Source organism: Micromonospora sp. NPDC051924, from assembly GCF_055586005.1.
This window is the reverse complement of sequence record NZ_JBVJJA010000008.1, coordinates 88,006-114,517: the sequence shown is the minus strand read 5'-3', so window position 1 is coordinate 114,517 and position 26,512 is coordinate 88,006. Positions and strand designations below refer to the sequence as shown.

At 73.1% G+C, this 26,512-nt stretch carries 20 protein-coding genes; 10 read left to right on the top strand and 10 right to left on the bottom strand.

Annotation, left to right across the window (positions count from 1 at the left end; all coding sequences use genetic code 11):
* The first annotated feature begins 26 nt into the window (after positions 1 to 26).
* Positions 27 to 995, top strand: coding sequence for an NAD(P)/FAD-dependent oxidoreductase (locus tag ACZ6S5_RS08960; protein WP_465999278.1), 969 nt, complete (start codon positions 27 to 29; stop codon positions 993 to 995).
* Positions 996 to 1,004: 9 nt separating this feature from the next.
* Here ACZ6S5_RS08960 and ACZ6S5_RS08955 read toward each other — a convergent pair whose 3' ends face one another.
* Positions 1,005 to 1,697: a TetR/AcrR family transcriptional regulator gene (locus ACZ6S5_RS08955; protein ID WP_465999276.1), complete on the bottom strand. Its 693-nt coding sequence runs from the start codon at positions 1,695 to 1,697 to the stop codon at positions 1,005 to 1,007.
* A 135-nt stretch (positions 1,698 to 1,832) separates the two neighbouring features.
* Between ACZ6S5_RS08955 and ACZ6S5_RS08950 the strand changes: the two genes are divergently transcribed.
* Entirely contained in the window at positions 1,833 to 2,750 is a 918-nt protein-coding gene (locus tag ACZ6S5_RS08950) for an NAD-dependent epimerase/dehydratase family protein (RefSeq protein WP_465999274.1), read from the top strand.
* A 4-nt stretch (positions 2,751 to 2,754) separates the two neighbouring features.
* Here the strand turns inward: ACZ6S5_RS08950 and ACZ6S5_RS08945 are convergent, their stop codons facing one another.
* Positions 2,755 to 3,726, bottom strand: coding sequence for a DMT family transporter (locus tag ACZ6S5_RS08945; RefSeq protein ID WP_465999272.1), 972 nt, complete (start codon positions 3,724 to 3,726; stop codon positions 2,755 to 2,757).
* Entirely contained in the window at positions 3,723 to 4,754 is a 1,032-nt protein-coding gene (gene glpX, locus ACZ6S5_RS08940) for a class II fructose-bisphosphatase (RefSeq protein ID WP_465999270.1), read from the bottom strand. The genes ACZ6S5_RS08945 and glpX overlap by 4 nt, the downstream gene beginning before the upstream one ends.
* Positions 4,755 to 4,913: 159 nt before the next feature.
* Between glpX and ACZ6S5_RS08935 the strand changes: the two genes are divergently transcribed.
* The 3 genes from ACZ6S5_RS08935 to ACZ6S5_RS08925 all read left to right on the top strand — a co-directional run bounded on the left by ACZ6S5_RS08935 (position 4,914) and on the right by ACZ6S5_RS08925 (position 7,658).
* Positions 4,914 to 5,681, top strand: a complete 768-nt coding sequence (locus ACZ6S5_RS08935) for a DUF4245 domain-containing protein (protein ID WP_465999268.1) — start codon at positions 4,914 to 4,916, stop codon at positions 5,679 to 5,681.
* Between the two features lie 111 nt (positions 5,682 to 5,792).
* The gene (locus ACZ6S5_RS08930; protein WP_465999266.1) at positions 5,793 to 6,602 is read left to right on the top strand and encodes a hypothetical protein; all 810 of its coding nucleotides are present in this window, start codon (positions 5,793 to 5,795) and stop codon (positions 6,600 to 6,602) included.
* A 213-nt stretch (positions 6,603 to 6,815) separates the two neighbouring features.
* Positions 6,816 to 7,658, top strand: a complete 843-nt coding sequence (locus ACZ6S5_RS08925) for a hypothetical protein (protein WP_465999265.1) — start codon at positions 6,816 to 6,818, stop codon at positions 7,656 to 7,658.
* A 49-nt stretch (positions 7,659 to 7,707) separates the two neighbouring features.
* On the opposite strand, the gene ACZ6S5_RS08920 is transcribed toward ACZ6S5_RS08925, so the two are convergent.
* Positions 7,708 to 7,920: an exodeoxyribonuclease VII small subunit gene (locus ACZ6S5_RS08920; RefSeq protein ID WP_465999263.1), complete on the bottom strand. Its 213-nt coding sequence runs from the start codon at positions 7,918 to 7,920 to the stop codon at positions 7,708 to 7,710.
* A 14-nt stretch (positions 7,921 to 7,934) separates the two neighbouring features.
* On the bottom strand, positions 7,935 to 9,101 hold the full coding sequence (xseA, locus tag ACZ6S5_RS08915; RefSeq protein ID WP_465999436.1) for an exodeoxyribonuclease VII large subunit: 1,167 nt from the start codon (positions 9,099 to 9,101) through the stop codon (positions 7,935 to 7,937).
* A gap of 194 nt (positions 9,102 to 9,295) precedes the next feature.
* Here xseA and ACZ6S5_RS08910 point away from each other — a divergent pair, with 194 nt between their 5' ends.
* Complete coding sequence (locus ACZ6S5_RS08910; protein WP_465999261.1) at positions 9,296 to 10,282, top strand: 4-hydroxy-3-methylbut-2-enyl diphosphate reductase; 987 nt, start codon at positions 9,296 to 9,298, stop codon at positions 10,280 to 10,282.
* 40 nt (positions 10,283 to 10,322) lie between these two features.
* The gene (locus ACZ6S5_RS08905) at positions 10,323 to 10,733 is read left to right on the top strand and encodes a hypothetical protein (protein WP_465999259.1); all 411 of its coding nucleotides are present in this window, start codon (positions 10,323 to 10,325) and stop codon (positions 10,731 to 10,733) included.
* 68 nt (positions 10,734 to 10,801) lie between these two features.
* Here ACZ6S5_RS08905 and ACZ6S5_RS08900 read toward each other — a convergent pair whose 3' ends face one another.
* On the bottom strand, positions 10,802 to 14,065 hold the full coding sequence (locus ACZ6S5_RS08900) for a S8 family serine peptidase (RefSeq protein WP_465999258.1): 3,264 nt from the start codon (positions 14,063 to 14,065) through the stop codon (positions 10,802 to 10,804).
* Between the two features lie 242 nt (positions 14,066 to 14,307).
* Positions 14,308 to 15,444 carry a DNA recombination protein RmuC gene (gene rmuC / locus ACZ6S5_RS08895; RefSeq protein WP_465999256.1) on the bottom strand — a complete coding sequence of 379 codons (1,137 nt, stop codon included), beginning with the start codon at positions 15,442 to 15,444 and terminating at the stop codon, positions 14,308 to 14,310.
* 54 nt (positions 15,445 to 15,498) lie between these two features.
* Here rmuC and ACZ6S5_RS08890 point away from each other — a divergent pair, with 54 nt between their 5' ends.
* A complete protein-coding gene (locus ACZ6S5_RS08890; RefSeq protein ID WP_465999254.1) occupies positions 15,499 to 16,344 on the top strand; it encodes a hypothetical protein in 846 nt (281 codons plus the stop codon).
* A gap of 116 nt (positions 16,345 to 16,460) precedes the next feature.
* On the opposite strand, the gene ppc is transcribed toward ACZ6S5_RS08890, so the two are convergent.
* A complete protein-coding gene (gene ppc, locus ACZ6S5_RS08885) occupies positions 16,461 to 19,247 on the bottom strand; it encodes a phosphoenolpyruvate carboxylase (RefSeq protein ID WP_465999253.1) in 2,787 nt (928 codons plus the stop codon).
* 124 nt (positions 19,248 to 19,371) lie between these two features.
* Positions 19,372 to 20,424, bottom strand: a complete 1,053-nt coding sequence (locus ACZ6S5_RS08880; protein ID WP_465999251.1) for a hypothetical protein — start codon at positions 20,422 to 20,424, stop codon at positions 19,372 to 19,374.
* Between the two features lie 83 nt (positions 20,425 to 20,507).
* On the opposite strand from ACZ6S5_RS08880, the gene ACZ6S5_RS08875 reads away from it, so the two are divergent.
* A complete protein-coding gene (locus ACZ6S5_RS08875) occupies positions 20,508 to 21,548 on the top strand; it encodes a S66 family peptidase (RefSeq protein ID WP_465999249.1) in 1,041 nt (346 codons plus the stop codon).
* A 29-nt stretch (positions 21,549 to 21,577) separates the two neighbouring features.
* Here the strand turns inward: ACZ6S5_RS08875 and ACZ6S5_RS08870 are convergent, their stop codons facing one another.
* The gene (locus ACZ6S5_RS08870) at positions 21,578 to 22,489 is read right to left on the bottom strand and encodes a cyclase family protein (protein WP_465999247.1); all 912 of its coding nucleotides are present in this window, start codon (positions 22,487 to 22,489) and stop codon (positions 21,578 to 21,580) included.
* A 289-nt stretch (positions 22,490 to 22,778) separates the two neighbouring features.
* Between ACZ6S5_RS08870 and mfd the strand changes: the two genes are divergently transcribed.
* Complete coding sequence (gene mfd, locus ACZ6S5_RS08865) at positions 22,779 to 26,486, top strand: transcription-repair coupling factor (RefSeq protein WP_465999246.1); 3,708 nt, start codon at positions 22,779 to 22,781, stop codon at positions 26,484 to 26,486.
* Positions 26,487 to 26,512 lie beyond the last annotated feature (26 nt).

The window sequence follows — 26,512 nt, the reverse complement described above, 5'->3', positions numbered from 1 at the left end:
TCCGTTGGCGAAAGTGACGGTACGCCATGCGCGAGGTCGATGTCGCCGTGATCGGGGCCGGACCGACCGGCCTCTTCGCCGCGTACTACGCCGGGTTCCGCGGGCTCTCCGTGGCCGTGGTCGACGCGCTGCCCGAGCCGGGTGGACAGGTGACCGCCATGTACCCGGAGAAGCTCATCCTCGACGTCGCCGGGTTCCCGGCGATCAAGGGGCGGGACCTCGTCGCCAACCTGGTCGCTCAGGCCGCGCCCTTCCACCCGGAGTACCTGCTCGGCACCCGGGCGGAGAAGCTCTCCCACGTCGACGGGCGGCCGGTGCTGGGCCTGGCCGGGGGTGAGCAGCTCGGCTGCGGGGCGGTGGTGGTGACCGGTGGGCTGGGCAGCTTCACGCCCCGGCCGCTGCCGGTGGCCGACAGCTTCCTGGGCACCGGGATCGTCTTCTTCGTACCCGAGCCGGCCGAACTGGCCGGCCGGGACGTGCTGATCGTCGGTGGGGGTGACTCGGCGTTCGACTGGGCGGTCACGCTGGCCCCGATCGCGCGCTCGGTGACCCTGGTGCACCGGCGGGAGAAGTTCCGGGCGCACGCGTCGACCGTGGCGCGGGTGCACGCCCTGCCGGTCCGCGTGATCGTCAACGCCGAGGTGACCCGGCTGTACGGCGAGGACCGGGTGACCGGCGCGGAGATCGCCGTACGTGGCGGGGCGGTGGAGACGTTGCCGGTGGACACCGTGGTCGCCGCCCTCGGCTTCACCGCCGACCTGGGGCCGCTCGCCGAGTGGGGGCTGAAGCTGGACCGCCGGCACATCGTGGTGGACAGCGCGATGGCCACCAACCTGCCCCGGGTCTTCGCGGCCGGCGACATCACCGAATACCCGGGCAAGGTGCGGCTGATCGCCACCGGGTTCGGCGAGGCGGCGACGGCGGTGAACAACGCGGCGGTCGCCATCGACCCGACCGCCCACCTGTTCCCGGGCCACTCCTCGGACGGGAGCTGACCGCCCGGCTCAGGCGGCGGGCAGGCCGATCAGGTCGGCCATCAGCTCCGTCTGGTGGTCGAAGAACTCGTCGCGGTGCGGCATCATCCCGTTCAGGCGGCCGAACACCTCGAAATTGATCAGCCCGAAGAGCTGGGTCCAGCCGGCCATGCCCCGGGCCAGCAGCGGTTCGGGCAGCCCGGGGAAGAAGCCGGCAGCCAGCTCCCCGAGGTCGGCGCGGACCGGCTCGGGCAGGTCGTCGTCGGGCGGGTCCAGCCGGCCGGCGACGACTCCGTCGCGCAGGATACCGACCAGGGTCAGTGGGGGCCGCGATGCCGGCGCGACGGTGTCTTGCGGGGCCGCGTATCCGGGGACCGGGCTGCCGTAGAGCAGGGCGTACTCGGCGGGGTGGTCGAGCGCCCAGGTCCGGGCCGCCTGGCACACGGCGTGCCAGCGTCCCCGCAGGTCGGCCGGGTCGACCGCGGCGTCCGCCGCCTCCACCGCCTCGCCGAGCGCGTCGTACGCCTCGAGGATCAGCGCGGTGAGCAGGTCGTCGCGGCTGGGGAAGTAGCGGTAGATCGCCGAGGAGACCATGCCCATGTCCCGGGCGACGGCGCGCAGGGAGAGGTTCGCGCCGTCGGTGGCCAGGTGGCGGCGGGCCACCGCCTTGATCTCGTCGATCATGCCGGCGCGGACCCGGGCGCGGAGCGAGGGAGCGACCATGCCTCTACTCTGCCACGACTGAGAGCGCCAATCAAAACCGAGAGCACTGCTCTTGACGGCGGTCGTCCACGGGTGCATGCTCTGTTGCGAGAGCGGTGCTCTCGGAACGGACTTCTGCTTCGAAGGGTGGACCCCATGTCCCTGCACGTGATCGTCGGCGCCGGCCCGGTCGGCACCGCCACCGCCCGCCTCCTCGCCGAGCGCGGCGACCGGGTGCGGATGGTGACCCGCCGCGGCACCGGCCCCGCGCACCCGGCGATCGAGCGGGTCGCCGCCGACGCCGCCGACGCCGAGCGGCTCACCGCGCTGACCGAGGGCGCCGTGGCCCTGTACAACTGCGCCAACCCGGCGTACCACCGGTGGCCGGTGGACTGGCCGCCGCTGGCCGCCGCGCTGCTCACCGCCGCCGAGCGGACCGGCGCGGTGCTCGCCACCGTCGGCAACCTCTACGGGTACGGGCCGGTCGAGGGCCCGATGACCGAGGAGACCCCGCTCGCCGCGACCGGCACCAAGGGGCGGGTACGCAACCGGATGTGGGCCGACGCGCTCGCCGCGCACCGGGCCGGCCGGGTCCGGGTCACCGAGGTACGCGGCTCCGACTACGTCGGCGTCGGCGGCACCTCGCTGGCCATGATGGTGCTGCCCCGGGTGCTCGCCGGGCAGCGGGTGTTCCTGCCGGTCGACTGGGCCGCCCCGCACACCTGGACGTACATCCCGGACGTCGCCCGTACCCTGGTCGCCGCCGCGACCGACGAGCGGGCCTGGGGACGGGCCTGGCACGTGCCCAGCGCACCCGCCGTGCCGATGCGGGAACTGGCCGTCCGCGCGGCGGCCCTGGTCGGGGCGCCCACGCCGAAGCTGATCAGGATGCCGTACCCGGTGCTCTGGCTCGGCGGGCTGGCCGACCCGATGGCCCGTGAGCTGCGCGAGACCGCCTACCAGTTCGACCGGCCGTTCGTGATGGACTCCGCCGCCGCCACCGCCGCCCTCAGCGTCGAGCCGACCTCGCTGGACCGCGTGGTCAAGGAGACGGTGACCGGGCTGCGCGGCTGAGCGATCAGCGGCGCGGGGCCGGTCCCTGCGCGGCGATCAGCACCGCGACCAGGGTCAGGGCCGCGCCCAGCAGGGTGCTCGGCCCGGGATGGGAGGCCCGGGTGGGCAGCACCACGTCCAGCAGGACCGCCCCGACGATCTGCCCGGCGATGGTCGCGAGGCCGAGCAGCAGCACCCCGGTGAAGCGGACGATGGCGGCGGCGAACGCGATGAACACGATGCCGATCGGGCCGCCCAGGTAGAGCCAGAACTCGCCCGGCAGTCCGCCGGCCGGGCGACCCCGTACCGCCACCTCCACCACGAACGTGAGGAGCAGCGCCGCCGTGCCGACGGTGAAGTTGACCAGGGTGGCCGTCATGGCGCTGTCGGCGGCCGCCCGGACCCGCCCGTTCACCGCCTGCTGCCAGGCGATGCCCACCCCGGCGGCCAGCGGCAGCAGGGCCAGCGCCAGGGCGGCCGGGTCGCCGAGCCGGTCCCCCACGGCCAGCACCACCGCGAGCACGGTGAGCACCGCACCGACCAGCCGATTCGGGGTGACCGGCTGGCGCCCGGTCGGGCCGATCCCGGCCCGGTCGACCAGCAGGCTGCTGCCGGACTGCCCGGCCACCACGGCCACCGTGAACACCGCCACCCCCAGCGTGCCGATGGTCAGCCCCTGGGTGGCGACCAGGAAGGCGCCGCACACCCCGCCGAGGCACTGCCACGGCCGGAGCGAGCCGTCCCGCAGCGCCGTCCGGAGGGCGACCAGTCCCCGCCGGCCACTGGGGGTGGCGGGGACCAGCACCAGCAGGATCAGCAGGCCCAGGCCGAACGAGACCACCGCGGCGGCGACCCCGTCGGCCAGACGTACGCCGAGCTCGCCGTTGATCCGGGACTGCACGGCCACCGCGACCCCCGAGGCGGTGGCCAGCCCGACGCCGGCGATCCGCCGCGTGGCCGGCAGCGTGGGAGGTGCCGCCGTCCCGGTCGCGCTCACTCCTGTTCGGCCAGGGGCCGGCCGTCGAAGTCGACCGCCGAGTAGAGGGCGAGCTTCTCCAGCCGGTGGTACGAGTCGATCACCCGGATGGTGCCGCTCTTGGAACGCATCACGATCGACTGGGTGTACGCGCCGCCGGCCCGGTAGCGGACGCCGCGCAGCAGGTCGCCGGAGGTGACACCGGTGGCCACGAAGAAGCAGTTGTCGCCGGTGACCAGGTCGTCGGTGAAGAGCACCCGGTCCAGGTCGTGCCCGGCGGCGAGCGCCTTCTCCCGCTCCTGCGCGTCCTTCGGCCAGAGCTTGGCCTGCATCATCCCGCCCATGCACTTGAGCGCGCAGGCCGCGGTGATGCCCTCCGGGGTGCCGCCGATGCCCATCAGCACGTCGACGTCGGATTCGCCCCGGGCTGCCGCGATGGCGCCGGCGATGTCCCCGTCGGAGATGAGCCGGATGCCCGCCCCGGTACGCCGGATCTGCTTCACCAGGTCGTCGTGGCGGGGCCGGTCCAGCACGCACACCGTCACCTCGGCGGTGTCGGAGCCCTTGACCTTGGCGATCCGCCGGATGTTCTCGGCCACCCCGGCGTTGATGTCGACGGCGTCGGCGTACATCGGGCCGACGGCCAGCTTCTCCATGTAGAAGACGGCGCTCGGGTCGAACATCGCGCCGCGCTCGGCCACCGCGAGCACCGCGAGGGCGTTCGGCATGCCCTTGCTCATCAGCGTGGTGCCGTCGATCGGGTCGACCGCGACGTCCACCTCGGGACCGGTCCCGTCGCCGACCTCCTCGCCGTTGAAGAGCATCGGGGCGTTGTCCTTCTCGCCCTCGCCGATCACCACGACACCCTTCATCGGGATCGAGTTGATCAGCTTGCGCATGGCGTCGACGGCCGCGCCGTCGCCGCCCTCCTTGTCGCCCCGGCCGACCCAGCGGCCGGCGGCCATCGCCGCGGCCTCGGTGACCCGGACCAGGTCGAGGGCGAGGTTACGGTCGAGATTCTGCGGCGTCCGCGTCCTGGTGGTTGTCATGACGGCTTCCTCCTCGCGACGTTGCGGGGTGGACCGGCGGTGTACGGCCGTCGCCGCCGCCGGTTTTGTCGCTGATCCTCACACGATCTCAGGTTCCGCGTCCGAGCGGGGCGGAGGAGGCCAGGATCACGTCACCGGGACGGCTGCGAGAATGGCCGGGTGGAACCCGCACAGCCTGCCGACCGCGTACCGACCGACACCACCCCGCCGGACGGCCAGCCGCCGGTCCGCCCGACCGCCGGGCCGGCCCCGGAGGCCGCGGAGCCGGCCCTGGTCGAGTCGGCGGCCGGGCCCGCGCCGCTGGCCGACGCGGGTGAGCCGGCTCTGGTCGAGCCGGTCGAGGGCCCGGCCCGGGGTGGCGCGAGCAGCCACCCGGCCGTCGCCGGCGACCAGCCCGCCCCGCCCGCCCGCAAGGAGAAGGCGCGCTCCGAGCGGTCGCCCCGGGACATGGCGCTCTCGCTGCTGGTCCTGCTGGTGCCGATCGCGCTGCTGCTCGCCTTCTACCGGGGTTTCCTCGGCGGGGACCAGCCGGCCACCGTCGACCCGAACCCCGCCGTCGAGCAGGCCCGGGCGGCCGGCGCCTTCCCGGTCAGCCGGCCCGAGGGACTCGGCAAGGGCTGGCGCACGGTCAACGCCCGCTACCTGGCCGAGACGGGTGGCGCGACGCTGCGGATCGGTTACCTGACCCCGGAGGGCCGGGGAGCGCAGCTGGTGGAGAGCAGCGTGCCCGCCGACAAGCTGCTGCCGGCCGAGCTGAAGGGCGGCCAGCCGCAGGGACCGGTCGACCTGCGGGGCGGGACCTGGCAGCGCTACACCGCGCGGGAGAACGAGCAGGCCCTCGTCCTGCTGGAGCCGAACCGGACGGTGATCGTGGTCGGTGACGCCGGCGAGAACGAGTTGCGGCAGCTCGCGACCGCGCTGCGCTGAACCGTCGCGCTTCCGGTGCCCCCGGCCGTCGGACCGGTCCGCTAGGCTGCCCGGACCTGACGGATCCGGCACACGTGACGTGTCGGGACAGCTCACCGGAAAGAGAACGACGTGAACATTCGACGGTGGAGCGTCGGCGTCCTTGCCGCCGCCCTGTTCGTGCCCGGTCTGGCCGCCTGCAAGACCGGGGCCGACTCGCCGACCGCCGAGAGCAAGTCCGCCGCACCGGCGGTCCCCGCCGACCCGAAGGAGGCGCTGGTCGCCTCCACGAAGGAGATCAAGAAGGGCAACTTCACCTTCACCATCTCCGGCGGCGAGTTCAACGGCGAGGGCACGGTGCACATGCCGACCAAGAGCGCCGAGATGAAGCTCAGCAGCGGGCAGGGCTCCGCCGACGACATGAAGATGCACCTGGTCTTCATCGACACCGACAGCTGGGTCAAGCTGGACTTCGGCGCGATGGCCGATTCCATCCCCGGCTTCAAGGAGATGAAGGACAAGTACCAGCACCTGGACCGCAGCAAGATCAAGGACGCCAAGGAGCTGAACTTCGACTTCGCGGACGTCGACCCGGCCGGCAGCGACAAGATGATCGCCGCGATCACCGACGTCAAGAAGACCGGTGAGGGCACGTACGCGGGCACCATCGACGCCACCAAGGCGACCGACTCCGACGTGCTCGACGCCCAGGCGGTCAAGGCCCTCGGCGACAAGGCCAAGGCCGTGCCGTTCACCGCGAAGCTCGACGCGCAGGGCCGGCTGACCGAGTTCACCGTCGAGGTGCCCGCCGCCGGCAGCGCCCCGGCGTCCACCGTGACCGTCAAGTACGCCGACTACGGCGCCGCGGCCGCCGTCCAGGCCCCGCCGTCCAGCCAGGTCGTCGAGGCGTCCGACAAGGTCTACGACATGTTCAAGGCCTGATCCGGGCCCGGGGGGGGGCGGCGTGCGCCGTCCCCCCCCGACGCGTCGGACCGGACAGGGATTGCGGAACACCGCTTCAGGGAACAGAAGAGGGCACGAGCCGACCCGGCCGCCGCGGCGGCCGGACGGGGCTCGTGCGCCGGAGCCGGTGTGAGGGCTGCGGCGCCAGCCTCCGGCACCTCGTGGGCCGGACGACCCACCTGGAGAGTTCTCGTGAAGATTCGACGCTTCAGCGCGGCGGCCTTCGCCGCGGCGCTGCTCATCCCCGGCCTTACGGCCTGCAACGGCACCGGGACCGGCGAGGCGGGGGCCTCCGCGACCCCCACGGTCTCCGGCAGCATCGCGCCGAGTGGTACGCCGGGCACCGGCGACGCCAAGCAGGCGCTGCTCGACTCCACCAACGCGATCCGCGAGGGGAACTTCCGGTTCACCATGTCCGGCGCGGGCTCCACCGCCGAGGGGCAGGTGCACGAGCCGAGCCAGAGCGCGGAGATGCGGATGACGATCGGCGACCCGTCGTCCGACGTGATGATGAAGCTGGACGTGATCCACTTCAAGCCGGACAGCTGGGTGAAGCTGGAGCTCGGCGGCAAGTCCGCGAGCAGCATTCCCGGGGTGCAGAAGCTCAACCTCGGCAAGTACCAGCACCTCGACCAGACCCGGATCAAGGGCAACCGGGCGCTCGGCTTCGACTTCGACCAGCTCGACCCGGCCGGCAGCGCCGTGCTGACCCAGGGCATCACCGAGGTCCGGCAGACCGGCGACGGCGCGTACGTGGGCACCGTCGACATCTCGAAGGCGGCCCAGGCCGGCTCGCTCGACCCGGCCGTGATCACCGCGCTCGGCGCGCAGGCGAAGACCGTGCCGTTCACCGCCAAGGTCGACCCGCAGGGCCGGCTCAGCGAGCTGGTGCTCCAGGTGCCGGCCGCCGGGCAGAACGCCGCCCAGGACATCAAGATCTCGTACTCGGACTACGGCAACGCGTCCGCCGCGCAGAAGCCCCCGGCCGACCAGGTCGTCGAGGCGCCGCCGGAGTTCTACAACCTGTTCAACTGAGCAGCCGCGTACGACGGGACGGCCCGCGGGGCCGTCCCGTCGGCGTTTCCTAATCCTCGGCGCGCTGCCGGGCGGCGTCGATCCGGGCCCGCGCACCGTCCAGCCAGCGCTGGCAGATCCCGGCGAGCTGCTCGCCGCGCTCCCAGAGCGCCAGCGACTCCTCCAGCGAGGTGCCGCCCGCCTCCAGCCGCTCGACGACCTGGGCCAGCTCGGCGCGGGCCTGCTCGTAGCTGAGCAGCTCGTCCTTCTTCTCGTCAGTCATCGATCCCATTCCGATCAGCCGTCCACGGTCGCGGCGAGTTCGCCCTCGGCGAGGCGCACCCGCAGCGGGTCGCCCTTGGCCACCGCCGACGCCGCGCGGACCACGTGGCCGTCGGCGCGCTGGACGATCGCGTACCCCCGGTCGAGGGTCGCCGCGGGGGAGAGGGCCCGCAGCCGGGCCAGGGTGTGCCGCAGGTCGTCGCCGGCCGCGCCGAGCCGGTGGTCCAGGCAGCGGCCGGCCCGGTCGCGCAACGCGCCGACCTCGGTGGCCCGCTGGTCGACCATCACCTGCGGGCGGGCCAGCACCGGGCGGGAGCGGAGCAGGTCGAGGCGGTGCGACTCCCGGTCGACCAGGTTACGGACCGCCCGCTCCAGGCGGGACCGGGCCTGGCCGATCAGCCGGACCTCCTCGGTCAGGTCGGGGACGATCCGCTTCGCCGCGTCGGTCGGGGTGGACGCGCGGACGTCGGCGACGTAGTCCAGCAGCGGCGCGTCGGTCTCGTGGCCGATCGCGCTGACCACCGGCGTGCGGCAGGCGAAGACGGCCCGGCAGAGCGCCTCGTCGGAGAAGGGCAGCAGGTCCTCGATGCTGCCGCCACCCCGGGCGATGACGATCACGTCGACGGCCGGGTCGGCGTCGAGCACCTTGAGCGCGTCGACGATCTGCGGCACCGCGCTCGGCCCCTGCACCGCGACGTTGACGGTCCGGAACTCCACCGCCGGCCAGCGCCGCCGGGCGTTGGTGAGCACGTCCCGCTCAGCGGCCGACGCGCGACCGGTGATCAGCCCGATCCGGCCGGGCAGGAACGGCGGACGCCGCTTGCGGGACCGGTCGAAGAGGCCCTCGGCGGCGAGCAGCTTCTTGAGCTTCTCCAGCCGGGCCAGCAGCTCGCCGAGCCCGACCTGGCGGATCTCGTCGGCGCGCAGGCTCAGGGTGCCCCGGGCGGCATAGAACTCCGGCTTGGCGTGCAGCACCACCCGCGCACCCTCGCGCAGCTCGGGAGCCCCCGCGTCGAGCACGTCCCGGTTGGTGGTCACGGTGAGGCTGAGGTCAGCCGACGGGTCACGCAGGGTGAGGAAGACGGTGGTGGCGCCCGGGCGCCGGCTGATCTGCGCAACCTGCCCGTCCACCCAGACCCAGCCCAGCCGGGCGATCCAGGCGCCGATCTTCTGGCTGACCACCCGGACCGGCCACGGCTCCTCGGACGTGCTCCGGTCCACCTCACCCGCACCCACCCGCCCACCCTACGGCCCCGGACCGACACCTTCTCCGTCGATCATGAGGTTGACCGCCATGTCGATCTTCCGGAGTGCCGCCAACCCCATGATCAACCGAGTCCGCTGCCGGGGAAAAACCGGGCACGTACGATGGTCGGGTGACTGAGGCTGACACCACTCCCCGGACCGGCAAGCGCGTGCTCCTGGCCAAGCCCCGCGGCTACTGCGCGGGCGTGGACCGGGCGGTGCAGACCGTCGAGGAGGCGTTGAGGCTCTACGGCGCCCCGATCTACGTCCGCAAGCAGATCGTGCACAACAAGCACGTGGTGCAGACCCTGGAGGCCAAGGGCGCGATCTTCGTGGAGGAGAACGAGGAGGTGCCGGAGGGCGCCACCGTCATCTTCTCCGCGCACGGCGTCGCCCCCGAGGTCTACGAGCAGGCCAGGGAGCGCTCGCTCAAGGCCATCGACGCGACCTGCCCGCTGGTCACCAAGGTGCACCAGGAGGCCCGTCGGTTCGCCGCCGAGGACTACGACATCCTGCTGATCGGCCACGAGGGGCACGAGGAGGTCATCGGCACCGCCGGTGAGGCCCCGGCCCACATCCAGCTCGTGGACGGCCCGGACGGCGTCGACAAGATCACCGTGCGTGACCCGAACAAGGTCGTCTGGCTCTCCCAGACCACCCTCTCGGTCGACGAGACGCTGGAGACCGTGGCCCGGCTCAAGCAGCGGCTGCCGCTGCTCCAGTCGCCGCCCAGCGACGACATCTGCTACGCCACCTCCAACCGGCAGCACGTGGTCAAGGAGATCGCGCCGGACTGCGACGTGGTGATCGTCGTCGGCTCGCGCAACTCCTCCAACTCGGTCCGCCTGGTCGAGGTCGCCCTGGACGCGGGCGCCCGCGCCGGACACCTGGTCGACTTCGCCCACGAGATCGACGACGCCTGGTTGGCCGACGCCCGCACGGTCGGGGTCACCTCCGGCGCCAGCGTGCCGGACGAGCTCGTCCAGCAGGTGCTCGCGCACCTCGCCGAGCGGGGCTTCACCGACGTCGAGGAGATCCTCACCGCCAACGAGCGGCTGACCTTCTCGCTCCCGCAGGAGCTCAAGCGGGACATGAAGGCCGCGGCCGGCCGCGGCTGACGGGCGGAACGGATCACGTGTCACGCGCGTCCAACCGGCCATGAAGACTCCTCGGACGGTGCTCGTCGCCGTGGTCGCCGCAGCGGCGTTGACCGCCTGCGCCGCCCCGGGCGCCGACCCCGCCAGCCCCGGAACGACGGGAGCCGCCCCGATGACCAGCGCGCCCGACCCCGGCGTCACGTCCCACGACCCGTACAACCCGCTCGACCCGAGGCCGCCGAGGGGCGGGGCGTCGAAGCCGGCCGGCCCCACCAGCACCCTCACCGGCACCGTGGAGGCCGGGGTGGAGCCGAACTGCTTCCTGCTCGACGGCAACCTGCTGGTCGGCGCGCCCCGCGGCGCGCTGAAGGCCGGTGCCCGGGTGACCGTCACCGGCCATCCGCAGCCGGATCTGGTCACCACCTGCCAGCAGGGCACTCCGTTCGTCGTGGAGTCCGTCCGCCCCGCCTGACGGGTCGGCCCGAACGGCACGGAGCCCGTCCCCGGACCGGGGACGGGCTCCGTGGTTCGGTCAGCTGATCAGTTCACCGCGCCGATCGACACGTTCCCGCGTCCGACGACGGCTCCCTGGTCGGTGACCACGAGCAGTTCGCCGAAGAGGCGGCGACCCTCGGCCGGCGCGGACTGCGCCGTCACCGAACCGCTCAGGCCGGCCGTCGCGCCGTTGTCCAGCGCCACGGTGGTCGCGGTCGTGTCCAGGCTGCCGAGGGCGGCGGCGTAGAACACGTCCCGGTAGTCGTACGTCGTGGTGCCGGCGGGCACCGAGTACCCGTCGATGATCACGTCGTAGGTGCCGGCGGCCGGGTTCGCGATCGACACCGACTCGTCCGAGTCACCGTCGGCCGACGAGGCCACCCGGACCCCGTTGCGCTGGACGACCAGGTCCAGGTCGGCCTTCTGGTCGCTCGGGTTGTTGATCGCCACGTCGAGCCGGGTCGCGCCGGCCGGAACGGTCACGTGGTACGTCTGCCGCTCACCGTTGGCGATGGTGGGCCGGCTGACCGCCGCGCTGCCCAACGGGCCGCCCTTGCCGCTGACCGTGACCGGACCGAAGGCGTTGGTCAGGCTCCAGGTCACCGGGGTGGCCTGGCCGGCGGTGACGGACGGCAGCTCCACCGTCGCCGGGTCGACCTTCACGCCCTGCACCGCGGTGCTGAGCGTGAAGGGGTTCTCCAGCAGCGGAGAGGTACGCCGCGACTCGACCTCGATCTCCCACAGGCCCGGCATCGGGTTGGCGTAGTCCCGCTCGTCCGGCTTGCAGGTGGCCGGGTTCGAGAAGTTGCTGTAGCAGCCGAGGCTGGACGTGCTCTCGACCGGCACCCCGTACGGGTTGAACGCGATGAACCGGGTCTGCGAGCCGTCGGCCAGGCCCGACAGGTTGACCTGCAGCGCCGACGCGCCCGCCGGCACGTTGACGAAGTACGAGGTGAAACCGTTGCGGTCCACCGAGCCGGAGGTGGTGAAGCGGTAGCCCGGGCCGGTCACGTCCCGACCGATGACGATGGTGTTGAGCACCTCGAAGTCGACACCGGCGGTGGCCGGGTCGTCGACCCGCATGACGGCGCTGTGCACGCCGTACCCGCCGTTGGTCTCGAGCTCGAGCGTGACCGGCTTGTTCAGCGGCAGCACCAGGCTGTGCCGGTAGTCGCGGAACGTGCCGTCGTTGCCGAGCAGGGTCACGTCGTGCCGGATGGGCTGGTTCGGGCCGGTCGTCCGGGTGAAGGTCAGGGTGTAGGTCTTGTCCACGTTGGGCGCCTGACCGCCCTGGCTCGCGGCACACGCGTTGTAGACACCGGTACCCGTGCCCGGAGTGGCCAGGTAGCCGGAGAGCGCGGAGCAGACCGGCGCGGTGACCGAGTAGTTCCGCAGCTGGAGACCGTGGCCGGCGAGCAGGTTCCAGGCACCGACGGTGTTGAACATGCCGTTGCCCTGGCCGTGCGCCGGCACCCCCTCGATCCACTTGGCCGAGGAGTAGATCGCGCGACGCAGCTCGGCGGGGGCGACCCCGAACCCGTTGGCCTTGGCGGCCGAGAGCAGCAGCGCCGCCGCGCCGGTGGCCTGCGGCGAGGCCATCGACGTGCCGTTGAGCATCGAGTAGCCCGGCGGCAGCTGGTAGCCGGCCTCCGGCACCGGTCCGCCGGGCTGCCACAGCGGCGTCGTGGAGATGGCCGAGCCGGGGGCGGTGATGTTCGGCTTGAACCCGCCGTCCTCGCGCGGCCCGCGGGAGGAGAAGTTGAACAGCTGGTACGGCGTCCGGGTCTCGGAACCGTAGTTGGCCTGCCAGGTCTCCTTGCTGACCCCGGCGGCCACGCTCACCACGCTGCTCGCCACCGACGGGTCGCCGACGGTGTTGATGCCGGGGCCCGAGTTGCCCGCCGAGATGAACAGCTGCACGCCGTAGTCGTTGATCAGCCGGTCGTAGAGCTGGGCGCGGGCGTTGTTGGCGTCGTTGAGCGCCGGCAGGCCGCCGATCGACATGTTGATCACGTCGACGTGCCGGTTGACCACGAGCTCCACCATGCCGTCGGTGAGCGCCGCGTAGGTGCAGCCGCCGCCCCAGCTGCAGGCCCGGGCCGAGACCAGCTTGGCGCCGGGCGCGGCGCCGTCGAATGCGGGGTCGCCGAACATGTCGTTGGCGGCGGTGATCCCGGCGACGTGCGATCCGTGCTGGGCCTCGACGATGCCGATGTTGACGAAGTCGGCCGTGCCGGGCAGTCCGGCGGGGGTGGTGTCGACGTCCTCGCGGTACTCGACTACGAACGGGGTCCGCTCCGCGACCGGGGTGGCGGGGTTGTCGGTGCCGAAGTGGCCGACGTCGAAGCGCTCCTGGTAGGGGCGCATCACCGGGTCGTCGGTGAAGTCGCGGTTCTGGTTCGTGTCGACCCGGATGTCGTGGGTCTCCGGGTCGTACAGGATGCCGAACGTGTCGGTCTTGTCGCCGTCCTTGTTGATGTCACCGCCGGGCTCGTCGTTGGCGGTGATGCTCTCCGAGAACCGGTTGATCCGCCAGGTCCCCGCCGGCGCCGTCCAGGTGGCGCCCGCGTAGCTGAACGTCGGCCCGGTGACCTGGGTGAGCATGGCGCGCCAGGTGCCGTCACCGTCCAGCAGCGGGTCGGTCGCGGTGAACCAGTCGACGATCTTGCGCTCGCCGGTGGAGGTGGTCTGGAGCGCCGGGTTGTCGAGGTCCACACCGGAGTCCATGATGCCGATCGTCACGCCGCGGCCGTCCCACTCCGGGTGGGCCTGCTTGAACGCGACGGCGCCGGTCTCGTTGGTCGGCATGTACGGGTTGGCGGCCGGGGTGTCGGGGCCGGGCGCCGCCGCAGTGGCCTGCACCGTTCCCTCCGCCGATCCGGTGACCGGCTCGGGCTTCGGCAACGGGATCGACTCGTTCAGGTCGATGGCGGCCACGCCGGGCAGCTTCGCGGCCTGGAGCACGGCGTCGGTGGGCACGGAGGCGCGGACGTATCCGACTCCGTCCACCTCCTTGGCCACCGTGGCGCCCAGCTTGCGGAGCTGGTCGGCGACGTCGCCGGCCTTGCCCTTGTCGGTGGCGACGATCAGGACCACGCGCTTGTCGCCCTTGGCGCGCGCCTGGGCGAGCAGTTCGTGGTCGTGCGATCCGAGCTTGTCGGACCCGTGGCCCTTGGGGGCCTTGGCGGAAGCCTGGGGTGCGGCACCGGCGCTGGTGGCGCTGGCGGTCAGCGTGATCGCACCGGCGGCGACGACCGACGCCGCGAAGCCGGCCGAGACGCGACGCGTCCAGCTTGGAGGTTTGTCCACGTTCTCTTCCTCCGACGAGAAAGGAGCCCTGGGGAATGCAGGGCGGATGAGATGGATCTTCGATGATCGACGGCCGACTGTCACTGGCGCGCTGCGAGTTGTGACCTCGTTGTGTCGTGGGCCGAGCAACGCTGTCACAATGCCCCGAATGGTTGCAGGGTGACAACCACTGCCTCGGGCATCGTGGCACGTCGATCGTCCGTCCCAGCCGACCGTTCGGGTGGCGCAGGCCGACGATCGAATCAGTCGGCGAGCTCCGGCGCCTGCGGCTGGCGGGGCGTGATCTCGACCTGCGCCGGAGCGACCAGTTCCTGGTCGGAGACGCCCAGCTCGGCCAGCTTGCGGGCGCTCACCAGCACCCGCGCCTCCAGCGACCCGACCGCCCGGTTGTACGCGGTCACCGCCCCGCCCAGCGACGCGCCGAGCTTGCCGACGTGCTCGCCCAGGGTGGACAGTCGGCCGTACAGCTCGCGGGCCAGCGAGTGCACGGTGGCGGCGTTGCGGGCCAGCGCCTCCTGCCGCCAGGCGTAGGCCACCGTGCGCAGCAGCGCCACCAGGGTGGCCGGCGTCGCCAGCACCACGTCGCGGGCGAAGGCGTGTTCCAGCAGCGTCGGGTCGCGCTGCAACGCCACGTCGAGGAACGGGTCGGCTGGCACGAACAGCACCACGAACTCGGGGGTCTGGTCGAACGCCGCCCAGTAGGACTTGGCGGCGAGCGAGTCCACGTGTGCCCGCAGGTGCCGCGCGTGCGCGTCGAGCTGGGTGTCCCGCCCCCGCTCGTCGCGCGCCTCCATCGCGGTCAGGTACGCGTCGAAGGGCGCCTTGGCGTCGACCACCACCGTCCGGCCGCCGTGCAGCCGGACCACCAGGTCGGGACGGACCCCCTGGTGGTCGGTGGCGGCGGTGACCTGCTCGTTGAAGTCGCAGTGCTCCAGCATCCCGGCCGCCTCGACGATCCGGCGGAGCTGGTGCTCGCCCCACCGGCCGCGCACCTGCGGGGCGCGCAGCGCGGCGACCAGTTGCTTGGTCTCGGTGCGCAGCTCCCCGGAGACGGTGCTCATCGCGCGGACCTGCTCGCGCAGCTCGGCGTACGCGTCGACCCGGTCCCGCTCCAGCTCGGCCACCCGCTGCTCGTAGCGGCGGAGGGTGTCGTGCAGCGGCGCCACCGCCCGGGCGACGGCCTCCTGGGACTGGGCGGTCGCCTCGTAGCTGAGCGCCCGCATGGACTGCTCCAGCCGACCCTCGCCCTCCCGGGTGGCGGCCAGGGTGGCCTCCAGCCGGGCGATCTCGGCGGCCGTCCGGGAGCGGGCGGCCAGCCAGCCGACCGCGCCGCCCGCGGCGAGGCAGAGCACCACCACGGCCACCGTCGAGAAGGTCATGGCAGAGAGCTTGCCAAACGGGTACGACGTGCGCCCGCTGGGTACCTTCGAGTCATGGAACTTGCCCTGTGGCTGGTCCTGATCCTGATGCTCGGAGGTGCGTTCGTGTTCTGGCGGTGGGGTAGCAGGTCCCGGCGGGCCACCGAGCTGGCCGACGCCCGCGCGGAGGCGCAGCGCTGGTACGAGCGGCTCGGGGGCCAGTTGATGAACCTGCACGGCGACGCCCCGGCGGTCCGCCAGGCGCTGGCCGACGCCGGTGAGCGGTACAACGCGGCCGGCTCCCAGCTGGAGCAGGCGCGTACCCCGCACCAGTTCGCGCTGGCCCGGGAGACCGCGCTGGAGGGACTGGCGTACATCCGGGCCGCGCGTACCGCGATGGGCATCGACCCGGGGCCGGAGCTGCCGCCGCTGGCCGCCGCCCGCGGCGCCGGGATGCTGACCAAGGAGCGCGAGGTCAACGTGCAGGGGCAGACCTACCGGGCCGGCCCGCAGCCGGGCAACCGGACGCCCTACTACTACCCGGGCGGCAACTGGCAGGGTCGGCCGGTGCCCGCCGGCTGGTACTCGACGCCCTGGTGGAAGACGGCGCTCGGCGCCGGCGTCGGCGTGGTCGGCGGGATGCTGATCGCCGACGCGCTCTTCTCGCCCGCCTTCGCCGACCCGGGGTACGGCTACGAGGCCGGCTACCAGGAGGGCTTCCAGGACGGGTTCGGCGACGGCCAGGACTACGGCGACCAGGGCGGCAACGACGTCGGCGGCGACCAGTTCACCGGTGACCAGGGCGACTGGTCCGGCGCCGACTACGGTGGCGGCGACTACGCCGGCGGCGGGGATTACGGCGGTGGCGACTTCGGCGGGGGCGACTTCGGCGGCGGGGACTTCGGCGGCGGCGACTGGTGACCCCGGGGCGACGGCCGCCGACGCCCCACCCGCGCACCTCGACCGCTCGGGCCTCGGTGCCGGTCGCGTCCCGGCCGGGCAGATGACCTGGAAGCGATATGCCGCAGACGTGCGGCTCAGCCGGTGTTGCGCATGCCGGCGGCGATGCCGTTGACGGTGGTGAGCAGCGCCCGTTCCAGCGCCGTACCGTCGTTGGGGGCGCGTCGGCCGCCCGGCGCGGTCGCCACCGCCCGACCGGCGGCGCCGGAGTCCCGGTACTGGCGCAGCAGCGCCACCTGGAGGTGGTGCAGCGGCTCCAGGTAGGTGTCCCGCACCGCCAGGGTGCGCTGGAGCACCGGCGAGTTCTCCAGCAGGGCCGGCGAGTTGGTGACCGCCAGCACCTCCTGCTTGGTCAGCTCGTACTCCTGCTCGATCTTCTCGAAGATCGGGTGCAGCTTCTTCGGGACCAGCGTCTCCACGTACCGGCGGGCGATGGTGAGGTCGGTCTTGGTCAGCATCATCTCGACGTTCGACAGGAACGTGCGGAAGAAGTGCCAGTTCCGGTGCATCTCGGCCAGCACGTCCTCCAGCCCGGCCGCCCGCGCGGCGGCCAGCCCGGAACCGACGCCGAACCAGCCGGGCACGATCTGCCGGGTCTGCGTCCAGCCGAACACCCACGGGATGGCCCGCAGGCCGGCCAGGCCGGCGCCCGTGTTCGGCCGCTTCGCCGGCCGGGAGCCGATGTTCAGCGCGCCGAGCAGCTCGGTCGGTGTGGAGGCCCAGAAGTACGCCGGCAGGTCCGGGTCCTCCACCAGCGACCGGTACGACCGGAACGCCGACTCGGAGACCGCGTCCATGGTGGCGTCCCAGCGTTCCAGCATCTCGGCCGGCTGCCGGGGCGCGGTGTGCAGCAGGGTCGCCTGGAGCACCGCGGCCACCGTCAGCTCCAGGTTCTCCCGGGCCAGCGCGGGCAGGGTGTACTTGTCGGAGATGACCTCACCCTGCTCGGTCACCTTGATCGCGCCGTCCAGCGTGCCGTACGGCTGGGCCAGGATGGCGTCGTGGGTGGGCCCGCCGCCCCGGCCGACCGTGCCGCCCCGGCCGTGGAAGAGCCGCAGGTGTACGCCGTGCCGGGCGGCCACGTCGCGCAGCGCGCGCTGGGCCCGGTGGATCGACCACTGGCTGGTGGTGATGCCGGCCTCCTTGTTGGAGTCGGAGTAGCCCAGCATCACCTCCTGCACGTCGCCCCGGGCCGCGACCAGCGCCCGGTACGCCGGCAGCGACAGCAGCTCGTCCAGCAGCTCGCCGCCGGCGTTCAGCTCGGCCGGGGTCTCCAGCAGCGGCACGATGCCGATCCGGGCCCGGCCGCTGTGCACGTCGATCAGGCCGGCCTCGCGCGCCAGCACCACCGCGGCGAGCACGTCGTCCACGCCGAGGGTCATCGAGATGATGTACGACTCGATCACCTCGGTGCCGAACCGGTCCTGCGCCTCGCGGATCGCGGCGAACACGTCGAAGGTCTTCCGCGCCGACTCGGTGAGCGGGGTGTCCTGGGTGGACAGCGGCCGGCGGCCGGTCAGCTCGTCGGCGAGCAGCTTGGTGCGCTCCAGCCGGGTCAGCGACGGGTAGTCGGACACCTCGCCGACCGCCGCGTAGAGCTGGGCGAGCACCTCGTGGTGTTTCTCGGCGTGCTCGCGGACGTCCATGGTCGCCAGGTGCAGCCCGAACGCGGACACCGTACGGATGGTCGAGGCGAGCCGGCCCACGGCGGTGAGCTGGCCGGAGTTGCGGGCCAGCGAGGCGCGCAGCAGCTCCAGGTCGGCGATCAGCTCGGCCGAGCCGCGGTAGTCCCGCCCCGGCACGTGCGCGGTGCCGTTGCGCAGCCGCTCCCGGGTGTTGGCCAGCTTCGCCTTCACGCAGCGCGCCTTGAGCCGGTAGGGCTCCTCGGCGTTCACCCGGCGGAACCGGGGCGCCACCTCGGGCAGCGCGTCCAGGTCGGCGGCGAGGCTGGCGGAGAGGTCCAGCGACACCGCGCGCAGCCGGCGGGAGACGGAGACCTCGCTGATGAGGGCGTCCATCGCCTTCTCGGTGGCCTCGATGCCGTGCTCGTGCTGGATCCGCAGCACCTCGCTGGTGACCGCCGGGGTGACGAACGGGTTGCCGTCGCGGTCGCCGCCGATCCAGGTGCCGAAGGTCAGCGGTCGCGACGTGGGCGAGGTCTCCACGCCCAGGGTGCGTAGCGTGTCGGCGAGGTCGTCGAGGACCTGCGGGGCGGCCTCGGCATGCAGGTCGCGCAGGTAGTAGATGGCGTTGCGGGCCTCGTCGGTCGGGTCCGGCCGGTCCAGCCGCAGCTCGTCGGTCTGCCACATCAGATCCAGCAGCTCGGCCAGGCGCCGGTTGGCCGGGCCCTCGTCGCTGGCGCCGTAGAGGATCGCGTTGGCGGTCTCGGTGTCCAACTCGTCGGCGACCGCGCGCAGCTTGGAGAGGATCGAGCGGCGGGCCGCCTCGGTGGGGTGGGCGGTGAAGACCGGGCGTACCGCGAGCCGGCGGGCTGCGGCGGCGATCTCCTCGGCCGGCACCCCGCGCTCGGCGATCATCTTGGCCGCCTGGTCCAGCCAGCCGCCGTGCATGGCCCGGCGGCGGCGCAGGTCGCGGGCCCGATGCACCTGCTCGGTGATGTTGGCCAGGTGGAAGTAGGTGGAGAAGGCCCGGGCCAGCTTGGTCCCGGTGGTGACGTCGAGGCCGGCGAGGCGCTGGGCGGCGGCCGGGGCGTCGGAGCGGACCTGGGCGCGGATCTCCTCGACCAGGTCGAGCAGGGGTCGGCCCTCCTGGCGGGCGAGCGTCTGCCCGAGCAGGGTGCCGAGGCGGCGGATGTCGGCCCGCAGCGCGGCGTCCGGGCCGTCGTGGTCGTGCTGGTCGGTCACGGGTGCGCTCCTTACGAGAGTACGAAGGACAGCGCTGTCCGACTCCCTGGATCGTATCCGCGTCGGGCCCGCTGGCAGGAGGGGGACCGCGTGATGATCTGCACTCTGGGACGGGTGGGCCGGCTCAGCCATCAGCGCGTGGCCCACCGGCGGGGGCGGGTCCGGCCCGGCCACGGAGGGCCCGGCGGTGGGCGCGGAAGACCGTCGCGGTGACCAGCCCGAGGATCCCGGCCAGGGCCCACACGGTGAGCCCCGTCAGCGTCCAGCCCATCGACCGGCGGTCGAAGTAGACCGTCGACTTGATCAGGTCGGTGGCCAGCCCCGGCACGTTCCACCGGTGCATCCCGCGCAGCCAGCCGGGCAGGAACTCCGGGGCGTAGATGCCGCCGGAGCCGGGGTTGCCGAGCACCACCAGCAGCAGGATCACGAGGCCGGTGCCGAGCAGGCCGAGCCAGGCCTGCACGGCCGAGGCGACCATCGCGGCGGCGAAGACCGCCAGTGCCCCGACCGCGGCGACCGCCGGAATGTCGTGGTGCCAGACGTCGAGCACCGGGCCGACCACGGTCGCCCCGATGATGCCCAGCACGATCGAGTAGACGGCGAGCGCGGCGGCCCGCAGGCCGGCCCGGGGGAGGCTGACCGGCGCGGTGCCGGTCTTCAGGCCCAGCGCGGTGGAGGCCAGGTAGCCGCCCAGCACGTACCCCACGGCCAGGTAGAACGGCACCAGGCCGCGCGGGTCGCTGCGCTCCACCGGCACCTCGTCGGTGACCTGGATCGGCAGGTTGGCCTGTTGGGCGGCCTGGGTGAACACCTGCCTGACCGCCTCGGCGGCGGCCGGCGAGGAGGCGCTCGCGGTGCTGAGGCGCAACCCGTTGTCCGGGCCCGAGGTGAGCACCCCGTACACCTCCCGCGCGGTGAGGCCGTCGGCCGCGGCGTCCGGATCGTCGTACTCGATGGGCTTGATCTTGTCGGTCCGGCCGCGCACGGCGGCCATCACCGCCTGCGCGCGCTGGTCGCCGAGGACCACCCCGACCGGCACGTCGCGCGGGGTGGGCTGGTGCAGCGCCCCCACGTAGGCGGCGATGAACGCGGTGGCCAGGGCGAGCGTGCCGACCAGCAGCGCCGCGGTGCGCGGCAGCCAGTCGCGTACCGGAAGGACCCGCTCCGCCTCTTCCACGTCCCCACCCTATTGCCGCCATATGCCCGGCTCGTGGGGTTTGTCGGTCGGAAATCGCTGGCCCGGCTCGATAGCGTCGGATCATGACGCTGCCGAGCTATCCCGCCAAGCCGAAGCCGGGCGACCGGGTCGCCGTCGTCTCGCCGTCCGCCGGCCTGCCGGGTCTCTTCCCGCACGTGCACGAGCTGGGCCTGCGCCGGCTGCGCGAGGAGTTCGGGCTGGAGCCGGTGGAGTATCCGACCACCCGGCGGATGGGGGCCGACCCGCGGGACCGGGCGCGGGACCTGACCGCCGCCTTCGCCGACCCGACGATCACCGCGGTGCTCGCCACCGTCGGCGGGGACGACCTGATCACGGTCACCCCTCATCTGGACGACGCGGTGCTGCGGGCCAACCCGAAGCCCTACTACGGGTACTCGGACAACACCAACGTCCTCAACCACCTGTACCGGTTGGGCATGGTGGCGTACCACGGCGGCTCGGTGCTGGTGCACCTCGGCCGGTCCGGCAGGCCGAACCCGGTCACCTTCGACTCGCTGCGCGCCGCCCTCTTCACCTCCGGCTGGTACGAGCTGACGGCGGCGACCGAGTGGGGCGACGAGCCGCGCGACTGGCGGGACCCGGCGACGCTGGCCGAGGAGCCGGTGATGTTCCCGGGTGAGGGCTGGCGCTGGCAGGGGCCGGCGCGGGTGGTCCAGGGGCGGACCTGGGGCGGCTGCCTGGAGATCATCCACTGGCTGCTGGCGACCGACCGGGTCCCGTCGACCGAGGAGCTGGCGGGGTCGGTGCTGGTCTTCGAGACCTCGAACGAGCTGCCGACGGCGCAGGAGGTCTTCCGGATCGTGCGCAACATGGGTGAGCGGGGGTTGCTCGCCGCCTTCCCGGCGATCGTGGTCGGCCGGCCCAAGGCGTGGGACTTCGAGAAGCCGCACACCCTGGCGGAGCGTCGGGCGTGGGGCGAGGCCCAGCGGGAGGCGATCACCCGGGCCCTCGCGGACTACGCCGACGACCCGGTGGTGGTCTTCGACGTCGACCTGGGGCACACCGACCCGCAGCTGGTCATCCCGTACGGCGGGGAGATCCGGGTCGACGCGGTCGAGCGGCGGATCAGCGTGCGCTACTGAGCCGGTGCCTCAGCGGGCGGACCGGGTGGTCAGGCGTCGAGTACGGCGAAGGCACGGACCGGGAAGGTGCCCATGCCGGCCACCCGCGGCGGGGCGGCGGTGAACCGGAACCCCTCCGGGGGCAGGGCGGCCAGGCCGGTCAGATGCTCCACGATCGGGATGCCGGCGGCGAGCAGGGCGCTGTGCGCGGGGCGCTGGCCGGCGGCGGCCGGGGTCATGTCGTCGACGTTGATGGAGTCGATGCCCACCAGCGCCGCCCCCGCCTCGACCAGCCAGTCCGCGCCGTCGGCAGACAGGTAGGGCGCGTCAGGTCCGGCGTACCGGTCGGTGCCGAAGTGCGTGTCCCAACCGGTGTGCAGCAGCACCGCCCGGCCGGCCACCTCGTACGGGGCGAGCAGCAGCCGGTCCACCGCGCGGGTGCCGGCGGGCACCCGGACCACCAGCCCGGGCACGTCGGCGAGGCGGTCGAGCGGGACACCGGTCAGGTCGGCCCCGTCCGCCCAGCGGTGTGCCGGTGCGTCGACGTACGTGCCGGTGTTGGCGATCATGTCGATCCGGGCCACGTGGAACTCGACGCCCGGCGCGTACCGCTCCCGGGACGCCTCGCGGGTCAGCCAGTCGGTGATCCGGGGCGGCTGCCAGCCGGGCAGGGTGATCATGCCGTCGTGGATCACATGGCTCAGCTCGACCAGTCGCCGGCCGCCTTCGTCGGCCGGGACGGCGACGCCGCGGCCGCCCTTGTGCGGTTCCTCGACGATCGTCCGGTTGGTGATCCGCACCTCGCCGACCATGAGCAGTCCGAGGTGTCGGACGAGGAGCGCGCCGAGCTCGTCGTCGTCGATCTCCGGCCTCGGAACGTCCAGCCGGAAGCCCTCGGTCCGCAGTCCTCCGCCGTTGGCGAAGGAGACCTCCGCGTCGAACACCGCCCGGTACTCAGCCATGCCGACACCGCACCACGCCCGCCCGTACCCGTCAAGATCCTTCTCGCGCCCTGCGGTCCGCCGCCAGAGCGCCCTGATTCACGGAACGAGTGGCCATCCGCGAGCCGGAGGCCACTCGTTCCGGGAATCTGCGCCGGTCTTGGGGCGGGGGGCGCGGGCGGGGCGGGGAAGGGGGCTGCGGCTGGGGCCCGGAATGTCCGTGGCGGGGGATAGTCTCGGGAGGTGCACCCCCCGTCCGGCCGGACGCGGGGTCGTCGCCGTGCGTCGATCTTCCTGGAAGTGATCACTGATGCTCACCGGACTCTTCTCCGCCGCCCTGGCCGACCCCGGGCTGGCCCGGGCGCGTGACCTGGCGCGCTCCGGTGCCGCGCAGGTCGACGGCCTCGACATCACCGCCCCCGCGGCGCTGCGCCCGTTCGCCGTCGCGGCGGTGGCCGCCGACGAGCCGGCCGGCGGCGCCGGGCGACCGGTGCTGGCCGTGACCGCCACCACCCGCGAGGCCGACGACCTCGCCTCCGCGCTGGGCAGCCTGCTGCCCCCGGAGCAGGTGGCCGTCTTCCCGTCCTGGGAGACGCTGCCGCACGAACGGCTCTCGCCCCGCTCCGACACCGTCGGTCGGCGGCTGGCCGTGCTGCGCCGGCTGGCCCACCCCGAGGCCGCCGACGCGTACGGGCGGACCGGGCCGCTGCGGGTGGTCGTCGCCCCGGTCCGGTCCCTGCTCCAGCCCCAGCTCAAGGGGCTCGGCGACCTGGAGCCGGTGCAGCTCGCCGCCGGTGACGAGGCGGACCTGGAGGAGGTCGCGCGGCGGCTCACCGACATGGCGTACGCCCGGGTCGACCTGGTCACCAAGCGGGGCGAGTTCGCCGTGCGCGGCGGCATCCTCGACGTCTTCCCGCCCACCGACGAGCACCCGTCCCGGGTCGAGTTCTGGGGCGACGAGGTGGAGGAGATCCGCACCTTCGCCGTCGCCGACCAGCGCACCATCGAGGGCGTCGCGCAGCTCTGGGCGCCGCCCTGCCGGGAGCTGCTGCTCACCCCCTCGGTGCGGAAGCGGGCCGCGGCGCTCGCCGAGGAGCACCCCGAGCTGGCCGAGATCCTCGACAAGCTGGCCGAGGGCATCCCGGTCGAGGGCATGGAGTCGCTCGCCCCGGCGCTGATCGGGCCTGCGCACGCGCCGACTCGCGGCGGGCCGCCCGAGGTGGCGGCCACGCCAAGCGACTCGCCGCATGCGTCGATGGAGCTGCTGGTGGACTGCATGCCGGCCGGCACCCACGTACTGCTCTGCGACCCGGAGCGGATCCGCACCCGGGCGCACGACCTGGTCCGTACCTCCGAGGAGTTCCTCCAGGCCAGCTGGGCCGCGGCCGCCGTCGGCGGCCAGGCCCCGGTCGACCTCGGCGCCGCCGCCTTCCGCACCCTGGCCGACGTACGCACGGCGGCCCGCGCCCTGCGCCAGCCCTGGTGGACGCTGGCGCCCTTCGGCCTGGTGGAGTCCGACGCCGCTCCCGCCCGGCAGCCCTGGGAGGACGAGCCGACCGAGGTCGACGTCACCCCCGACGACGCGATCGCGGTGACCCTGGCCGCCCAGCCCGCCCCGCTCTACCACGGCGAGACCGCCCGGGTGGTCGACGACCTCAAGCGCTGGGCCGGCGAGGGCTGGTCGATCGCGCTGGTCTTCGAGGGGCACGGCCCCGCCCAGCGGGCCGTCGAGGTGCTCCGCGACGCCGGCCTCGGTGCCCGGCTCACCGAGGAGGTGCCGGCCGCGCCGGCCGCCGGCGAGCTGCTGGTCTCCTGCGGCTGCCTGACCGGCGGCTTCGTCGACGAGGCGTCCCGGTTCGTGCTGCTCACCGGCAACGACGTCACCGGTGGCCGGGGCACCTCCACCCGGGACATGCGCAAGCTGCCCAGCCGGCGGCGCAACACCATCGACCCGCTGGAGCTGAAGGCCGGCGACCACGTGGTGCACGAGCAGCACGGCATCGGCCGGTACGTCGAGCTGGTGCAGCGCACCGTCAACGGCGCCAGCCGGGAATACCTGGTCATCGAGTACGCGCCGAGCAAGCGGGGCCAGCCCGGTGACCGGCTCTTCGTCCCCACCGACCAGCTCGACCAGCTCTCCCGCTACGTCGGCGGCGAGCAGCCCACCCTGCACAAGATGGGCGGCTCGGACTGGCAGAAGTCCAAGGCCCGGGCCCGCAAGGCGGTCCGCGAGATCGCCGCCCAGCTGATCCAGCTCTACGCCGCCCGCAAGGCGTCCAAGGGGCACAACTTCGGCCCGGACACCCCGTGGCAGCGGGAGTTGGAGGACGCCTTCCCCTGGCAGGAGACGCCCGACCAGTTGGCCGCCATCGAGGAGGTCAAGCGGGACATGGAGCAGACCGTCCCGATGGACCGGCTGATCTGCGGCGACGTCGGGTACGGCAAGACCGAGATCGCGGTCCGGGCCGCCTTCAAGGCGGTGCAGGACGGCAAGCAGGTGGCGGTGCTGGTGCCCACCACCCTGCTGGTGCAGCAGCACTACAACACCTTCGCCGAGCGGATGAGCCAGTTCCCGATCTCCATCCGGCAGCTCTCCCGGTTCCAGACCCCGAAGGAGACCGAGCGGACGCTGGAGATGGTCGCCGACGGCACCGTCGACATCGTCATCGGCACCCACCGGCTGCTCCAGGCGTCCACCCGGTTCAAGCAGCTCGGGCTGGTCATCATCGACGAGGAGCAGCGCTTCGGCGTCGAGCACAAGGAGCACCTGAAGACCCTGCGCGCGTCGGTCGACGTGCTGGCCATGTCGGCCACCCCGATCCCGCGCACCCTGGAGATGGCGATCACCGGCATCCGGGAGATGTCCACCATCGCCACCCCGCCGGAGGAGCGGCACCCGGTGCTCACCTTCGTCGGGGCGTACGACGACCGGCAGGTGGCCGCCTCCATCCACCGCGAGCTGCTCCGCGACGGGCAGGTGTTCTACCTGCACAACCGGGTCGAGTCGATCGAGAAGGCGGCCCGCCGGATCCGGGAGCTGGTGCCCGAGGCGCGGGTCGCGGTGGCGCACGGCCAGATGGGCGAGGAAGCGCTCGAGAAGGTGATGGTCGGCTTCTGGGAGAAGGAGTTCGACGTCCTGGTCTGCACCACGATCGTGGAGTCCGGCATCGACATCCCGAACGCCAACACGCTGATCGTGGAGCGGGCCGACCTGCTCGGCCTGGCCCAGCTGCACCAGATCCGGGGCCGGGTCGGCCGGGGCCGGGAGCGGGCGTACGCCTACTTCCTCTACCCGTCGGACAAGCCGCTCACCGAGAACGCGCACGAGCGGCTGGCCACCATCGCCCAGCACACCGAGCTGGGCGCCGGCATGTACGTGGCGATGAAGGACCTGGAGATCCGGGGCGCCGGCAACCTGCTCGGTGGCGAGCAGTCCGGCCACATCGAGGGCGTCGGCTTCGACCTGTACGTCCGGATGGTCGGGGAGGCGGTCTCCGCCTTCAAGGGCGAGCACCCGGAGGAGGAGGCCGAGGTCAAGGTCGACCTGCCGGTCGACGCGCACCTGCCGCACGACTACGTCGCGGTGGAGCGGCTGCGCCTGGAGATGTACCGCAAGCTGGCCGAGGCCCGGGACGAGGAGCGGCTGCGCGAGGTGGTCGCCGAGATGACCGACCGGTACGGCGAGCCGCCCGCGCCGGTGCAGAACCTGGTCGCGGTGGCCCGGTTCCGGCTGCTCGCCCGCCGGTACGGCCTCACCGACGTGTCGATGCAGGGCAAGCACATCCGGTTCAGCCCGCTGCCGCTGCCCGACTCGAAGCAGCTGCGGCTGAAGCGCTACCACCCGGACTCGGTCTACAAGCAGGCGCTCGACCAGGTCAGCGTGCCCCGGCCGAGCACCCGCCGGGTCGGCGGCGAACCGCTGCGCGACCAGGCGCTGCTGGAGTGGTGCGCCCAGCTCCTCTCCGACGTCCTGGGTGAGCCGGCGGCGGCGCAGCCGGCCGGGGCGGGGGCCCGGTGAGGCCGGCGGGGTGGGCGGCGTCACAG

Bases quoted from the DNA above. Each gene is read 5' to 3' on its own strand.
- ACZ6S5_RS08960 (WP_465999278.1), top strand. From the start codon at position 27: ATGCGCGAGGTCGATGTCGCCGTGATCGGGGCCGGACCGACCGGCCTC.
- ACZ6S5_RS08955 (WP_465999276.1), bottom strand. From the start codon at position 1,697: ATGGTCGCTCCCTCGCTCCGCGCCCGGGTCCGCGCCGGCATGATCGAC.
- ACZ6S5_RS08950 (WP_465999274.1), top strand. From the start codon at position 1,833: ATGTCCCTGCACGTGATCGTCGGCGCCGGCCCGGTCGGCACCGCCACC.
- glpX (WP_465999270.1), bottom strand. From the start codon at position 4,754: ATGACAACCACCAGGACGCGGACGCCGCAGAATCTCGACCGTAACCTC.
- ACZ6S5_RS08920 (WP_465999263.1), bottom strand. From the start codon at position 7,920: ATGACTGACGAGAAGAAGGACGAGCTGCTCAGCTACGAGCAGGCCCGC.
- ACZ6S5_RS08905 (WP_465999259.1), top strand. From the start codon at position 10,323: ATGAAGACTCCTCGGACGGTGCTCGTCGCCGTGGTCGCCGCAGCGGCG.
- rmuC (WP_465999256.1), bottom strand. From the start codon at position 15,444: ATGACCTTCTCGACGGTGGCCGTGGTGGTGCTCTGCCTCGCCGCGGGC.
- ACZ6S5_RS08890 (WP_465999254.1), top strand. From the start codon at position 15,499: ATGGAACTTGCCCTGTGGCTGGTCCTGATCCTGATGCTCGGAGGTGCG.
- ACZ6S5_RS08875 (WP_465999249.1), top strand. From the start codon at position 20,508: ATGACGCTGCCGAGCTATCCCGCCAAGCCGAAGCCGGGCGACCGGGTC.
- ACZ6S5_RS08870 (WP_465999247.1), bottom strand. From the start codon at position 22,489: ATGGCTGAGTACCGGGCGGTGTTCGACGCGGAGGTCTCCTTCGCCAAC.
- mfd (WP_465999246.1), top strand. From the start codon at position 22,779: ATGCTCACCGGACTCTTCTCCGCCGCCCTGGCCGACCCCGGGCTGGCC.